General features: G+C 72.0%; 13 protein-coding genes. 6 read left to right on the forward strand and 7 right to left on the reverse strand.

The annotated features are described in order from the left end of the window. Window positions 1-2: 2 nt before the first annotated feature. The 3 genes from ACH4E8_RS33420 to ACH4E8_RS33430 all read right to left on the reverse strand — a co-directional run bounded on the left by ACH4E8_RS33420 (window position 3) and on the right by ACH4E8_RS33430 (window position 2,722). The gene (locus tag ACH4E8_RS33420) at window positions 3-395 is read right to left on the reverse strand and encodes a cytochrome c oxidase subunit 4 (RefSeq protein WP_398455327.1); all 393 of its coding nucleotides are present in this window, start codon (window positions 393-395) and stop codon (window positions 3-5) included. Further along, window positions 392-2,083, reverse strand: a complete 1,692-nt coding sequence (gene ctaD, locus ACH4E8_RS33425) for a cytochrome c oxidase subunit I (protein WP_398455329.1) — start codon at window positions 2,081-2,083, stop codon at window positions 392-394. Before ctaD ends, ACH4E8_RS33420 begins: the two co-directional genes overlap by 4 nt. A 153-nt stretch (window positions 2,084-2,236) precedes the next feature. Beyond that, window positions 2,237-2,722, reverse strand: a complete 486-nt coding sequence (locus ACH4E8_RS33430) for a MarR family winged helix-turn-helix transcriptional regulator (RefSeq protein ID WP_398455330.1) — start codon at window positions 2,720-2,722, stop codon at window positions 2,237-2,239. A gap of 57 nt (window positions 2,723-2,779) precedes the next feature. On the opposite strand from ACH4E8_RS33430, the gene ACH4E8_RS33435 reads away from it, so the two are divergent. Further along, window positions 2,780-3,616 carry an alpha/beta fold hydrolase gene (locus ACH4E8_RS33435; RefSeq protein WP_398455331.1) on the forward strand — a complete coding sequence of 279 codons (837 nt, stop codon included), beginning with the start codon at window positions 2,780-2,782 and terminating at the stop codon, window positions 3,614-3,616. Window positions 3,617-3,697: 81 nt separating this feature from the next. Here the strand turns inward: ACH4E8_RS33435 and ACH4E8_RS33440 are convergent, their stop codons facing one another. Together ACH4E8_RS33440 and ACH4E8_RS33445 are read right to left on the reverse strand one after the other, a co-directional pair. After that, entirely contained in the window at window positions 3,698-5,338 is a 1,641-nt protein-coding gene (locus tag ACH4E8_RS33440; protein WP_398455332.1) for a purine-cytosine permease family protein, read from the reverse strand. Window positions 5,339-5,597: 259 nt separating this feature from the next. Further along, window positions 5,598-6,371, reverse strand: a complete 774-nt coding sequence (locus ACH4E8_RS33445) for a YoaK family protein (protein ID WP_398455334.1) — start codon at window positions 6,369-6,371, stop codon at window positions 5,598-5,600. A 162-nt stretch (window positions 6,372-6,533) separates the two neighbouring features. On the opposite strand from ACH4E8_RS33445, the gene ACH4E8_RS33450 reads away from it, so the two are divergent. From ACH4E8_RS33450 to ACH4E8_RS33460, 3 genes are all read left to right on the forward strand, one after another. After that, the gene (locus ACH4E8_RS33450; protein WP_398455335.1) at window positions 6,534-7,028 is read left to right on the forward strand and encodes a RidA family protein; all 495 of its coding nucleotides are present in this window, start codon (window positions 6,534-6,536) and stop codon (window positions 7,026-7,028) included. Between the two features lie 127 nt (window positions 7,029-7,155). Beyond that, complete coding sequence (locus tag ACH4E8_RS33455; RefSeq protein ID WP_398455336.1) at window positions 7,156-7,905, forward strand: FadR/GntR family transcriptional regulator; 750 nt, start codon at window positions 7,156-7,158, stop codon at window positions 7,903-7,905. A 38-nt stretch (window positions 7,906-7,943) separates the two neighbouring features. Further along, the gene (locus tag ACH4E8_RS33460) at window positions 7,944-9,575 is read left to right on the forward strand and encodes a gamma-glutamyltransferase family protein (RefSeq protein WP_398455337.1); all 1,632 of its coding nucleotides are present in this window, start codon (window positions 7,944-7,946) and stop codon (window positions 9,573-9,575) included. A 56-nt stretch (window positions 9,576-9,631) separates the two neighbouring features. Here ACH4E8_RS33460 and ACH4E8_RS33465 read toward each other — a convergent pair whose 3' ends face one another. Beyond that, the gene (locus ACH4E8_RS33465; protein ID WP_398455339.1) at window positions 9,632-10,522 is read right to left on the reverse strand and encodes a universal stress protein; all 891 of its coding nucleotides are present in this window, start codon (window positions 10,520-10,522) and stop codon (window positions 9,632-9,634) included. Window positions 10,523-10,994: 472 nt separating this feature from the next. On the opposite strand from ACH4E8_RS33465, the gene ACH4E8_RS33470 reads away from it, so the two are divergent. Continuing rightward, complete coding sequence (locus ACH4E8_RS33470; protein ID WP_398455341.1) at window positions 10,995-12,122, forward strand: acyltransferase family protein; 1,128 nt, start codon at window positions 10,995-10,997, stop codon at window positions 12,120-12,122. Between the two features lie 17 nt (window positions 12,123-12,139). Here the strand turns inward: ACH4E8_RS33470 and ACH4E8_RS33475 are convergent, their stop codons facing one another. After that, window positions 12,140-13,516 carry a carotenoid oxygenase family protein gene (locus ACH4E8_RS33475; protein WP_398455342.1) on the reverse strand — a complete coding sequence of 459 codons (1,377 nt, stop codon included), beginning with the start codon at window positions 13,514-13,516 and terminating at the stop codon, window positions 12,140-12,142. A gap of 112 nt (window positions 13,517-13,628) precedes the next feature. On the opposite strand from ACH4E8_RS33475, the gene ACH4E8_RS33480 reads away from it, so the two are divergent. Beyond that, window positions 13,629-14,225, forward strand: a complete 597-nt coding sequence (locus tag ACH4E8_RS33480; protein ID WP_398455343.1) for a helix-turn-helix transcriptional regulator — start codon at window positions 13,629-13,631, stop codon at window positions 14,223-14,225. Window positions 14,226-14,321: the final 96 nt, after the last annotated feature.

The following is a 14,321-nucleotide window of genomic DNA, read 5'->3' on the forward strand; positions in this document are numbered from 1 at the left end:
GCTCACTCCGCCTCGTCGCGACCGCCGAAGACGAAGCCGTACACCCCCGGCACCAGGACGCCCACCCCGATCAAGAAGATCCACAACCCCTTGACCACTCCGAGCCCGAGGAGGGCGAACCCGGCCGCGGCCGTCACCGGTGCGTAACTGTGCGGCCGGGGGAAGGTGAAGCGACGGCCGGCCGCGTCCTGGACCTGGGCGTCCTTGCGGTCCTCCGGGCGGGGGAGCGTCCGTAGCCGCTGCCGCCACAGGAACGCCGAGATCAGCGCGGTCATCGCGAAGGACACGAGCAGCGCCGACAGGCCCGCCGGCTCCCGGGCGAAGACCCCGTAGACCACCGCCACGCCCAGGAAGAAGCCGGCCGTCGCGGTGAACAACCACGCCTCGCCCTTCACCGCGCGCCCTCCCCGGCACCCGCCCGCGCCCCCGCGCCGAACGCCTCCGGATGGTGCAGGTCGAAGGCGGGCGAGTCCGAGCGGATCCGGGGCAGGGCCTGGAAGTTGTGGCGCGGCGGGGGAGAGCCCGTCGCCCACTCCAGGGAACGCCCCCACCCCCACGGGTCGTCGACGGTGACGCGCGCGCCGCGGCTCGCCGTCCGCCAGACGTTGTAGAGGAAGACCAGCGTCGACAGCCCGAGGACGAAGGACCCGACGGTGGAGAGGGTGTTCAGGGCGGTGAACCCGTCGCCCGCCAGGTAGTCGGCGTAGCGGCGGGGCATGCCCTGCTCGCCGAGCCAGTGCTGGACCAGGAAGGTGAGCTGGAACCCGACGAACAGCGTCCAGAAGTGGACCGCGCCCAGCCGCTCGTCCAGCATCAGCCCGGTGAGCTTGGGCCACCAGAAGTAGAAGCCGGCGAAGGTCGCGAAGGCGATGGTCCCGAACAGCACGTAGTGCAGGTGCGCCACGACGAAGAAGCTGTCCGTCAGGTGGAAGTCCAGGGGAGGGGAGGCGATCAGGACCCCGGTCAGACCGCCGAGGAGGAAGGTCACCAGGAAGCCGATGGACCACAGCATCGGCGTCTCGAAGGAGAGCGACCCCTGCCACATCGTGCCGATCCAGTTGAAGAACTTCACCCCCGTCGGCACGGCGATCAGGAACGACATCAGCGAGAAGAAGGGCAGCAGCACCGCGCCGGTGGCGAACATGTGGTGCGCCCAGACCACCGCGGAAAGACCCGTGATGGCGATCGTGGCGCCCACCAGCCCCACGTAGCCGAAGACCGGCTTGCGGCTGAAGACCGGCAGGATCTCCGAGACGATCCCGAAGAACGGCAGCGCCACGATGTAGACCTCCGGATGGCCGAAGAACCAGAACAGGTGCTGCCACAGCAGCGCTCCGCCGTTGGCAGCTTCGAAGACCTGCGCCCCGAACTTGCGGTCCGCCTCCAGCACCAGCAGGGCGGCGGTCAGCACGGGGAAGGCGAGCAGGGCCAGCACCGAGGTGAAGAGCACGTTCCAGGTGAAGATCGGCATCCGGAACAGCGTCATGCCCGGGGCCCGCAGGCAGATGACCGTGGTGATGAAGTTGACCGAGCCGAGGATCGTGCTCAACCCGGACACGGCGAGCCCCATCACCCACAGGTCCGCGCCGACGCCGGGGGTGTGGTCGGCGCTGTTGAGCGGCGCGTAGGCGAACCAGCCGAACGAAGCCGCCCCGCCGGTGGTGAGGAACCCGGCGACCACCAGCAGCCCGCCGAAGAGGTAGACCCAGTAGGTGAACGCGTTCAGCCGGGGGAACGCCACGTCGGGTGCGCCGATCTGCAACGGCATGATCACGTTGGCGAAGCCGGTGAAGGTGGGCGTCGCGAACAACAGCATCATCACGGTGCCGTGCACCGTGAAGAGTTGGTTGTACTGCTCCGCGGAGACGATCTGGAGACCGGGCCTCGCCAACTCCGCCCGCATCACCAATGCGAGGGCGCCGGCGAACAGGAAGAACGCGAACGAGGTGGTCAGGTACATCCGGCCGATCGTCTTGTGGTCCGTCGTCGACAGCAGATCGAGGATCCGGGCGCCCAGGGCCACGCGCCGGCGCGCCCCTTCGGTCGCGACACCGCCCGGTGGCCGGCGGTCCACCTCGGTCATCCGTCCTCCCGGGCTCGGCACGCGTACGGCGGGGCGACGTACTGGGCCAATCTGACACCGCGGGTGGGGTCGCGAGCCGGACGACGTGCCGCCGCGCGCCGCCGTCACCCGGCTGACCGCGCGGGGACGCGCCGCCGGGGACGTTCGGACGCATCAGTCGGATTCGGCCGGCGCGTCCCCTTCGCCGAAGAGCACGAGCATCTGCCCCAGCACCTTGACGCAGGCCGCGATCTCGGCGTCGGTGAGGTCACCGCCGGCGCGGCGCAGCAACAGCTTCTCGCGGGCGGTGACCGCCGTGATCGCCACCAGCCCCCCGTCGGTGAGCCGGATCAGCGGGGAGCGCCGATGGGCCGGGTTCGGCACGGTCTCCACCCAGTGTTCGGCCGCCGCGTCGTGCACCATCCGCTGCACGAACTGCCTGCTCAGCTCCTGCGTACGGCTCATCTGAGGGACGGTCATGGGGCCCTGCGTCCGGAGCAGGTCGAGGACGGCCCGCACTCCGACGGACAGGCCCTGGGCCGGAGCGGTCTGTTCCACCTTGCGCAGCACCCGCCGGTAGAGGAGCCCGACCAGGCCCAGCACCTCCGCGAGGTGGTCGGCGAGGTCGTCGGGCGGCAGCGGTTCTGAGGTCTCGGACACTCGATCATCATGACACCTCAGTTGTCATTCTTCGACCGTCATGACACCTTGGTTGTCATGACTGACGCACCCCCGAACACCGGCACGCAGGAGTTCCGCACCGAGGACGGCGTCCTCGCCTATCGCGACTGCGGCACGGGCGACGCCCTCGTCCTGCTGCACGGCGGCTTCCTGGACCACACCATGTGGGAGGCGCAGATCGACTTCTTCGCCCGCTCCCACCGGGTGATCGCACCGGACGCCAGGGGGCACGGCGGCTCCACAAACGCCACCCGCCCCTTCCGCCACACCGACGACGTCGCCGCCCTGCTGCGCCACCTCGACTGCGCGCCCGCGGTCGTGGTCGGCCTGTCGATGGGCGGCGGGATCGCCACCGACACCGCACTCGAACACCCCGAATTGGTGCGGGCCCTGGTGGTCAGCGGGGTGGGGACCAGCGAGCCTGACTTCAAGGACCCCTGGACGACCGGTGTGCTGGCGGACGTCCAGCGGATGCTGGCCGCGGGCGACGCCGCGGGCGGGATCGAGCGCTTCCTCGACTTCGCCGCCGGCCCCACCCGCACACTGGCCGACGTCGCACCCGAGGCGGTGCACGCCCTGCGGCAGATGGCGTGGCGCACCCTCGCCAAGCACGGTGCCGGGGAGCCGGTGGTCACGGTGCCGGTGCCCCGGACCTGGGAACGGCTGCCGGGCATCGCGGTGCCCACCCTCGCCCTCAACGGCGGCGTGGACTCGGAGGACCACCTGCGGATGGCCGGGCGGCTCGCCCGCGAGGTGGCGGACGGCCGGACGGCGGTGGTCGAACTGACCGCGCACTACCCGAACATGGAGCGCCCCGAGGTGTTCAACGCGATCCTCGCCGAGTTCCTGGCGGAGTTGCCCGACGCCCCGTGACCTCGGCGCAGGCCGGCCCGTTCCGTACGCGAAGACGGCCGGTGCCCCCGACTGTTCGGGGACACCGGCCGGTTCATGGGCTCACCCGCGGGCGGCCGGCTCCGGTGCCCGGTCGCCCGGGGTCCCTTCGGCCGCCGCCGCGGCCCGTACCGCCCTGCGGAACTCCGCGCTGCGGCCGGCGCAGTCCGCGCAGATCGCCGGGGAACCCTCGACCGACGGGTCACGGTCCATCTCGGCCGCGATGTACGAGTGGTCGCACCGGTGGCAGCGGACCCGGGCCTCCCAGATGTCGTCCACCTCGTCCCGCGGGTCAGCGTCGCGGTCGAGCACGGGGGAGCGCGTCAGCCGCAGCGCCAGCACGTACAGCCCGATGCTCAGCACGAACGTGAGCGGTGAGGACCACGTCGTGCCGAACGTGCCGGTGAACTCCAGCACCACGATGCCGGTGAGGGAGGACACCAACCAGACCGCGGCGCCCGGGGCGATGGACTTCACCCGGCCCGGACGGAACTCGGGCAGGCCGTCCCGGTCGCCGTTGCGGTGCAGCGCGAGGTGCGTGAGCACGATGCCGACCCAGCCCACCACGAAGGCGCCCTGCCAGGCCAGTGCGGTCAGGACGTAGCTGAGCACGTCGGTGAGCATGATCAGGTACGTCACCACGCTGGCCAGCGCGAGGGCCACCACGCGCGGCACCCGGACGTGGAAGAGCCGGGCGACCGCGGCCTCCAGGTTCGTCGACGCCACGTAGTAGTTGGCGGTGTTGATGCGGGACTGCGTCAACCAGACCACGCCGAGGCCCCACACCCCCATCAGGGCGACGACGGTGTCACCGATCGCGGTCTCGGTCGGCATGCCGACGGCGCCGGCCGCGAGCACCAGGAAGATGCCGATGAGGCCGTTGACGAAGTAGCAGAAGAAGTAGAAGACCGGGCCGAAGGTGACGACGCCGTGGAACTTCGCGTCCTCGCGCTTGCCGAAGCGGCCGAAGTCGATGGTGTACATCATGAACACGAACACGCCCATGTACACGAAGAAGGCGTACAGCCAGCCGGGCGCCCCGAGGTCGGGCAGCACGTCCGGGGTGTGGGTGAGCCAGCCGGAGGGCTTGTACTCGCGGGCGGCGAGGACCACCACGATGATCAAGCCGGTCCAGTACAGCGGCAGCAGGGCGCCGTTGAACTTGTCGAGCCAGCGGCGCACCCCGCCGATGACCATGGGGACGTTGCTCAGGATCGAGATGGCGTACCAGACCTCGATCGTGAACGCCCCCGTGTAGGCGTGCAGCGCGTGGGCGATGACGGAGCCCTCGAACACCGCGTAGTAGATGGCGGTGGCGGCCAGCACGAGCGGCGCCAGGACCGAACCGATCGAACCGAAGATCCGCTGCGAGAGCAGGGCCACGGTCAGCCCGGTGCGGGCGGCGTAGCGGGAGAAGACGTAGTTGACGGTGCCGAACACGGCGACCGCGAGCAGGATGCCGATCAGCGTGTTCACGGTGCCCACGGTCACCGCCAAGGTGGCCGCGGTCACCAGGTAGAACATCCCGCTGACCAGGGCGTACCAGGTCATGGCCAGGGACAGTCGCCCGCTGCGCCAGGTCAGCGGGACGATGTGCGTCGAATAGTCCTCGTTGGCGGCCTCCTTGACGACCCGGGGGTCGTCGGTGAAGGACACGTCCAAGGGGGCGAGCGGGGCGGAGACGTCCGGGCGTGGAGAGGTCACGGGGAGTCCTTGGGAGACGGCCGCCTTGGGGGAGAGCGGGGGCGGGGCGCCGGGTGCCGGCGGGCGGGCGAACGGTGGACCCGGTTCGCCCGCCCCGCGGACGAGCGCGGCGCGAGGGGCGGCTTGGTCGGCCCCGGGGGCCCTCCGGCAGGGTGGGCCTCGTGCGGCCAAAGGTGTGGCCGGTCACTGCTGCTTGTCAACGACCTCAGCGCGAAATGGGGGTCAGACAACGGAAAACGTTAGTTGATCTCATATTGAACTACGGATTTCGTCGCACTGAGTGGAGTCGAGCCCCGAGGACGAGTGTGACCGCGACGAGCGCCGGAGCGATCAGCGCGGCCGCCGTGGGGGAGTGGCGCAGGGCCAGTGCACCGGCCAGGGCGCCGAGCACCAGTGCCAGCAGGACGCCGAGCCGGCGCGGCAAGTGCTTGGCCGAGCCGTGCGAAGCGGCCTCCGCGACCGAGGTCAGGGTGCCGGTGACGAAGGTGGTGGTGATCCCGCCGAGCGCCACCCGCCGTGCGCAGGCCGTCTGCACTCCCATCGCCAGCGCCGACAGGCTGACCAGGCCGACGTCCGCCACCTCGCCCGGCCGGCCGTCGGCGGCGGCCCACCCGACGAGGAAGCCCAACTGGCATACCAGGCTCACGGCCAGCGCGGCCGTGATGCGAGGTGGCCACACCGCGCCCTTCGGCAGGTCGCGGGTCATCAGGAAGGCCACCACGAGACCGGCGGTGAAGGCCACCGTCGCCGCGGCGGCGCGCGCCACGTGCAGGTCCACGCCGTGGGATCCCGCGATGCCGAGCAGTACGAGGTTGCCGGTCATGTTGGCGGTGAAGACCCCGCCGAGGCCGAGGTAGGCCACCGCGTCGGTGGCCCCGGCCGCGACGGTCAACAGGAGCGGAAGGACGTCGGCGAGCCGGCGCACCGTACGGTCGTCGCTCTTGGGTGCCGTGCCGGTCCCCCTTCGTGCGGGGGACGGCCCGTGCGGTCGGTCGCGGGGGTCCTCAGGGTTGTCCGCTGGCTGATTTTGCATGGTGCCGTTCCTCGGGGTCGGATGCCGTCGTCGACGACGTGCCGCCGACGACGGGGGTTGACATGGGGGAAAACGTGCCCAAACAATAAACCCACTTGGTCGGACCATCTGACTATCTCGGCCCACCGGCAGGGCCACCACGATCCCGAAGGCACGATCTCCATGGCTCAAAACGATCCCGAGACCCGCGTTCGCGAACTGGGACTCGTCATCCCCGACTTCTCCGCCCGGCCCTACTACGGCGCCGAGTACGGCTCCATGAAGCCCCACCACATCAGCGGCAACCTGCTCTTCCTCGGCGGCCACACCGCCGACGACGCGGACGGCAACGTCCGCCACCCCGGACGGCTCGGCGCCGACGTCACCGTCGACGAGGGCTACGAGGCCGCCCGCCTCACCGCGCTCAACTGCCTGGGCGGCATCCGCTACGCCCTCGGCTCGCTGAACCGGGTGAGCTCCCTTGTACGCTCACTGTGTTTCGTCGTCAGCACCCCCGAGTTCGAGGACGTGCACAAGGTGTCCTCGGGCGCGACCGACCTCTTCCGCGAGGTCTTCGGGCCCGAGGCGGGCCTCGGCGGCCGGGCCACCATCGGCGTGATGAGCCTGGCCCGCCGCAGCTGCTTCGAGAACTGGCTCACCGTCGAGATCGACGACTGACCGCGCCCGTGCCGCGGCCCGCGCAACCGCCGCCCGGCGGACGCGGGGCCGTGCGCCCGGCACCACCCCGCCCGCCCCCGGCGGCGCCCGCCCGGCGCCGTACGGCCCCGACCGGAAAGGTCCCCCGGTGCCCCTCGACTGGACCCTCATCGCCCCCGAGGCCGCCCTCGGCCCCGACCGGCTCGCCGGCCGCCTCCAGGGACTCATCGAGGACGGCCGGCTGGCCCCGGGCACCCGCATCCCGTCCGAACGCGAACTCGCCGAAAAGCTCCGCATCTCCCGGGCCTCGGTGCGCGAAGCGCTGCGGGAACTGGAACTGCGCGGGCTCGTCAACCGCAAGCCGGGCCGGGGCACCATCGTCACCGGCGCCGACCGACCCGACCTGCACGCCCGCCAACTCGGCGACATGGACGACGCGGCCCGGCTCGTCCACGAAGTCATGGACCTGCGCTCCGCCGTCGAGCCGCCCGTCGCCGCCCGCGCCGCGGTCCGCGCCACCGACGGCGACCTCCAACACCTCGCCGACCTGCTGTCCCGGGCCGAGGCAGAACGCGAACGCGACAACCGCACCGCCCTGATCGAACTGGACGGCGCCTTCCACGTCGCCGTCGCCAAGGCGGCGCACAACCCCATGCTCACCCGGCTCCTCGAAGCCACCAACGAATGGGTCGGCCCCTCCCGCGACCCCCAGTACCAGTCCACCGAACGCCTCGCCACCTCCCTGCGCGCCCACCGCCGCATCCTCGCCGCGATCATCAGCCACGACAGCGAGGCCGCGGCCCAGGCCATGGCCGACCACCTCGTCGAGGTGCAGGGAATGATCATCGACACGCTGGAGCACGGCGGCCCCGCCCCCACGCACCCGGGGACCGCCTGACCGGCTCCGCGCCCGCCGCCCCTCAGGAAGCCACCCACATGTCCGTCGCACCCCCTTCCCCCGTCCGCCCCGCGTCCCCCGGCGGGTCCGGCCCCGCTCCGTACGGACTGGCCGCCCCGCACGCCCTGGCGACCGAGGCGGGCGCCGCCGTACGGCGGGCCGGCGGCAACGCCGTGGACGCGGCCGTCGCCGCCGCCATCGCCCTCACTGTCGTCTATCCGCACCAATGCGCCGTCGGCGGCGACCTCGTCGCCCTCGTCGCGCTGCCGGACGGACGCGTCGTCTCCGTCAACGGCAGCGGCGCGGCAGCCGCGGCGGCCGATCCCACGGCCGTACCCGGCCCGCGGATGCCCGTCACCGGCGCGCTCACCGTGACCGTCCCCGGAGTCGTCGCCGGCTGGGCCGCCCTCCACCGCACCGCCGGACGGCTGCCGTGGGAGCGGCTGTTCGCCGACGCGATCGAGTACGCCCGCCACGGGGTGCCCACCGCACCCGGGGTCGCGACCGCCCTGCGCGCCGAAGCCGACCTGCTGACGGCCGACGAGGGGATGCGCGCGGTGTTCTTCCCCGACGGCACCCCCCTCACCGAGGGCGCCCCGCTGCGCCAACCCGCGCTCGCCGACACCCTCGCACGGCTCGCGTCCGAGGGCCCGACCCCCTTCTACGAAGGCGAACTCGGCGCACGCATCGTCGCCACGCTGCGCGCCAAGGGCTCCCCGCTCACCCCCGACGACCTCGCCCGCCACACCACCGAGACCGGCGAGCCCCTGTCCGCAGCGTTCCGCGGCGAGGAGTACCTGACCGCTCCGCCCAACTCGCAGGGCCTGCACCTGCTCCAAGCCCTGGGCATCGTCGAACGCCTCCCCGCCGAAGCCGAACTGCTGGGCTCCGACGCGGACGTGACGGCCCGGGTGTTCGACGCGATCACCCGCGACCGGGACCGCCACCTCGCAGATCCCCGTCACGTGGACGTCCCCGTCACCGAACTGCTGGGCGCGGCGCACCTGGACCGGCTCGCCGCCGAGGTGCGCACCGCGCCGCGCCGCACCGCCTCCGAGCCCGCCGCCGTACGCCGCAACGAAGCCGCCCGGCCCAGCGGCGACACGGTCGCCGTGGTCGCCGCGGACGACGAAGGCCACGCGGTGTCCCTGATCCAGAGCCTCTTCCACAGCTTCGGCTCCGGCATCCTCGATGCCGCGACCGGAGTCGTACTGCACAACCGGGGCTCCTTCTTCGACCTCGCGCCGGGCGCCCCCAACCGACTGGCCGGCGGCAAGCGTCCCGCCCACACCCTGATGCCGGTCCTGACCCGCCGCGACGGCGTCGTCACCGGCGCCCACGGCACCATGGGCGGCAAGGCCCAGCCGCAGATCCACACCCAGTTGGCGCTGCGGATCGCCGCCGGCGACGGCCCGGCCGCAGCGCTCGGCCGACCCCGCTGGGTCATCGGAGGTCTCGGCGTCGACGAGCCGGCGCAGGTGGCATCCGTGGAGGGCGCCGTACCGCAGGACGTCGTCGCGGCCCTGAACAAGGGCGGCTACCGGGTGGCGGTCTGCGCCGACCAGGACGAACAGGTCGGCCACGGCCAACTCGTCCGCCGCGACCCATCCGGCACCGGCTTCGAAGCAGGGACGGACCCGCGCAGCGACGGTTCCGTGAGCACCGCCTGACACCCGCGGCCGTTCCGTCCGGGCGCACGAACGCCCGGACGGAACACGGACGGGGCTCAACCGGTCTCGTGGACGATCGCCACCGGGCAGGCCGCACGGTGCAACACCGCGTGCGCGACGTGCCCGACGCGCGGACCGCGGCGCTGGTCGTGGTGGTGCTCCTGGTGTGAAGCGCCGATCACCAGGAGATCGGCCTCCGTCGACAGCCCCGTCAACACACGATGGGCCGGCCCCTCCACGGCAGTGCGCCGTACGGCCACGTCACCCCCGCCGCCCACGACGATGCCCACCGCCTCCTCCAGCAGGTGCACCACCCGGTCCCGCTGCGCGCGCATCGTGTCGCCCGGTACCCCCATGTGGTCCACCGGTTCCTGCGCAACCCGCCGCCACGCGTGCACCACCTGCAATTCGCACCGCCTGGCCGCAGCCTCGCGCAGGGCGTACCGCAGCGCGGGACGCGCCTGCGCGGGATCGTGCACGCCGACGACCACCCGGCGGTACAGCCCCTGCACATTGGGCTGCTCGCCCCGGACCACCACCGAAGGGCAGTGGGCCCCACCGGCGAGCGTCAGGCTCACCGAGCCGAGGAGGCGCTCCGTGATCAACCCGCGCCCCGACACACCCGTCACCACCAGCGCGGCGCCCCGCGACTCCGCGACGAGCGCGGCCCCCGCGTCCTGCGGCAACGCCACCGCCTCCACCCGCAACCCGGGGGAGTGCGCGTGCACCCGCGCCTCCGTCGAGCCGACGATCCAGTCGGCCAGGGCCGCGTCCTCGGGGCGCGCGGAGCCGAAGGAGGCGGGCGCGGCACCCTCGTAGCGCTCCCACAGGGACGCGTACACCGCACGCAGGGGCAACCCGAGACGGCGCGCTGCGTCCGCGGCCCAGTCGAGCGCAACCAGGGCCGCGTCCGAGCCGTCCACACCCACGACGATCGGACCGGTCACGGCTCTTCCCTCGTACCCGTCACTCACACCTCTCGCGGCCCCCTCACGATTTTCCCTCCGCGAGGCGGACGCCGCAGCCAGAGGGCCCACCACGGACAGGCACGCCGGCGCGCCGACGGGCGTGAAGGCCACCGTCCGTCCGACCCGCGCGGGGAACGCGCACTGCACCGGCCACCCGCACCGCACGATCCTGGAACAACCCCCCTGGTCCGGGCATAGCCGCTGCCCGGCTGCCTCCACCGCAGCCACCGTGCCGACGCCCTGCCACCAGCCGCGGCCCCTGCGGCGTGCGCCCCCACACGGCTCCAAGGAGGCCGAAACGTACCTGCTACGGTGGCCGGACGAGGCCCCGGATCGCACTCTTCGTGCGGTTGGTCCGGCGTGAAGCCCTGTCCGACGTGCCGCACGTCGACTGCCGCGCCTCGATCGACCGGGTCTCGCGTGCCCTGCACCCACACGCGAAGGATTTGTCTTGCCGCAGGAGCAGAACGCCGTCCTTGGACCGCCCGATCTGCACACGGTGACGAGACGTCAGGCCGCACCGGCCGAGGAAAGAGACGCCTTCCTGGACAACGCCAAATACCTACTGATCGTCCTGGTGGCGGTCGCACACGCCTGGGAGGTCGTGGAGGCCACCCGGGCCACCAAAGCGCTGTACGTGCTCGTCTACGCGTTCCACATGCCGGCGTTCATCATCCTCTCCGGCTACCTCTCGCGGAGCTTCGCCGGCCGGCCGCGGCAACTGAGACGCCTCGTCTCCGGCATCGTGGTGCCCTACGTCGTCTTCGAGACGGCGTACTCGCTGTTCAAACGGTACGCGGACGACACCCCGGACCATCCGATCAGCCTCCTCGACCCATGGTTCCTGACCTGGTTCCTGGGCGCCCTGTTCATCTGGCGCGTCACGACCCCGCTGTGGCAGTGGCTACGACACCCGCTGCCGCTCGCCCTGGCCGTCGCCGCGCTCGCCTCGGCGTCGCCGGCCATCGGAGAGGACCTGAACCTCCAACGCGTCCTCCAGTTCCTGCCCTACTTCGTCCTCGGCCTGTGCTTGAAGCCCGAACACCTGGCCCTCGTACGACACCGACGCGCCCGACTGCTGGCCGCGCCGGTGTTCGCCGTCGCCGGCGGCTTCGCGTACTGGGCGGCCACCCGGGTGGAGACCGGCTGGGTCTTCCGCAACAGCAGCGCACAGGAACTCGGTGCGGCATGGTGGGTCGGCCCCCTGATGACGACCGCCCTGTTCGGCGGCGCGCTGCTGCTGACGGTCGCCTTCCTGGCCCTGGTCCCGAAGCACCGCACGTGGTTCACGGCCCTGGGCGCCGGCACGATCTGCGGCTATCTGCTGCACGGCTTCCTCATCAAGGGGGCCGAGTACGCGGGCCTGTTCGAACGCGTCGGCTGGCTGCACGACCCCCTGGGCAAGGTGGTGCTGTCCGCGGCCGTCGCGATCGCCGTCACCCTGATGTGCACCCCGCTGGTGCGCCGGGTCCTGAAACCGGTGACCGAACCGGACCTGTCCTGGGCCTTCCACAAGGAGCCGGCCCGTGACCGCACGCCGACCGCGGTGTCCCTCGCCCGAGCGGGCACGCGGTCCTGACGAGCGGTCCGGGACCATCAGCCGACCTCGTCGTCGAAGACCCAGGTGCCGTGGAACCCGAAGGGGACGCGGCGCGGCAGGTGCACCCGCGCGAGCGGGGCGGCCGCCACGTCGGCGGCGTCCAGCACGACCAGTTCGCTGCGGTCGACGGTGGCGTCGTAGACGACCGAGAGGATCCAACCGTCGTCCTCGGCCACAGCGCCCGGCCGGGGCACGAACGTCGGTTCCTGCGTCACCCGTCCGGCACCGAAGCGGTGCACCGCCGCTTCGCCGGTCGTGGTGTCGAACTTGACCAGCGGACCGGGTTCGAGGCTGCCCCCGCGGTCGCGGTTGACGTCGTCGGACAGGCGCAGGCCGTCGCGACCGACCCCGCCGAACCAGCCGTACCGGTGTGAGCGCCCGGCCAGTTCCTGGTTGATCCGGGGCCACTCCATGCCGTAGTCGGACATGATCTGCTCGGACACGGCGCCCCGGTGCGGAGCGATCGTCCAACGGGCCAGGGCGGGCGGCCCGTCCGCGGGCCCGCGGAGCGCGTCGCGGAAGACCGTGTCGTAACGGACGACGTCCATGACGAGCGAGCCGTCCGGGGCGTCGTACGCATTGAGGACGTGGAACACGTAGCAGCGCGGCGCTTCGAACCACCTGATCTGCTCGGCCGTGCCGCCGCGCGGCAGCACCCCCACCCGCGACGGATGCTCCTCGTTCCAGCGCATCGGGAAGGCGTCGCCGCCCTGCGGCGTCCCGGCCGCGAGACGTCCGGCGGCCTCCGTCGACAGCGTCACCGGAAGGTCGAGCACGACGACCCGGGTGGCGGTCATCGCCATGTCGTGAACCATGGGCACCCCGGGCACGGGCAGTTCGGCGGTGTGCGTCGCCTTCCCGGCGGCGTCCATGACGACGTACCGCAGGTGGTCCGCCCCCGGCTTGAGCAGGTAGCTGACGGAGTGCATCTCACCGGTGACCGGGTCGACCTTCGGATGGGCGGTGAAGCCGGGGCGCAGCGCACCGTCGGAGTCCCAGGTCGACATCCGGGCCAGATCCGGGGAGATCGACACCGGCGCCCCGCCGCCCTCGACGAGTGCGAGGATCCGGCCGCCCTGGGCGAGCACGTTGGTGTTGGGCGAGTCCCCGGGGCCGTCGCCCCGGACGAACCGGTTGCGGTACCACTCGGCCCGCCCGTCGCGCAGCCGGACGCCGTGCACCATGCCCCGCCCGATGAACCAGTGGTGGCCCGCGCCGGTCTCGTCGCCGCGGGGGTTGGGGCCGGTCCGCAGGTAGCGGCCGGTCAGCTCGCGCGGCAGCGCGCCCGTCACCGGCAGGTCGTCGACGCTCACCTCGTCGGCGACGGGGGCGAAGTTGCCCTCCAGATAGGGATTGCGGATTGTCGTGGTCATCGATGACTCCGATCGACAGGAGGGAACGTGCAGCCTGTACGGTCTTCGATACTCCGACGTCGAAATAGGGCGTGCAACGCCGAGGTTCAGACCGTCCAGACCGGGAGATGCCATGCCAACGTTCTCCGCCAGCGCCTTCGTCGTGCTCGGCCTCCTCGAACGGTCGGGCCCCACCACCCCCTACGCACTCGACCGCGAGATCCAGCAGAGCATCGGGCACTTCTGGGCCTTCCCGCGGTCCCAGATCTACGCGGAGGCCGCCCGGCTGGCGCGCCACGGGCTCGTCGCCGAGGACCGGGAGGGCGCCGGGCGCCGACGGCGGACGCTGTCGCTGACCCAGGCCGGGCGGGACGTGCTCGCCGCCTGGCTCACCGACCCGGCCGAACACGCCACGGACGTGCGTGACGAGGGCCTGCTGCGGCTCTACTTCCAGCAGGACGGGACGTCCGCCGATGCTCAGGTGCGTCGACTCGCGGTGACGCAACTGGAGGCGCACCGCCGCAAGCTCGCCGAGTACGAGACGATCCTCGCGTCGGCCACCGCGCAGGAGACGTCCGCATCCGACGTCGTGGCGGGCGGGCCGGGGCTCGAAGGCCCGCAGGCGGCAGCCCTGGCGTTCGGCCTGCGGTTCGAGGAGGTGGCCGTGGAGTTCTGGTCCGAGGTCGCCGAACGCGGCGCGAGCGCGGTCGATCCACGCCGCACGGAGTGATCCACGGCGCCTGTGGGTCCGCATCCGAGCAGGACGCATGCTCTTGCGGGGCACTGCAAAAGTATGCCATCCTGATGTTCTCGGTGTTCCCGAGCC

This window comes from Streptomyces sp. NPDC017979 (genome assembly GCF_044328175.1).
Classification (GTDB): Bacteria; Actinomycetota; Actinomycetes; order Streptomycetales; family Streptomycetaceae; genus Streptomyces.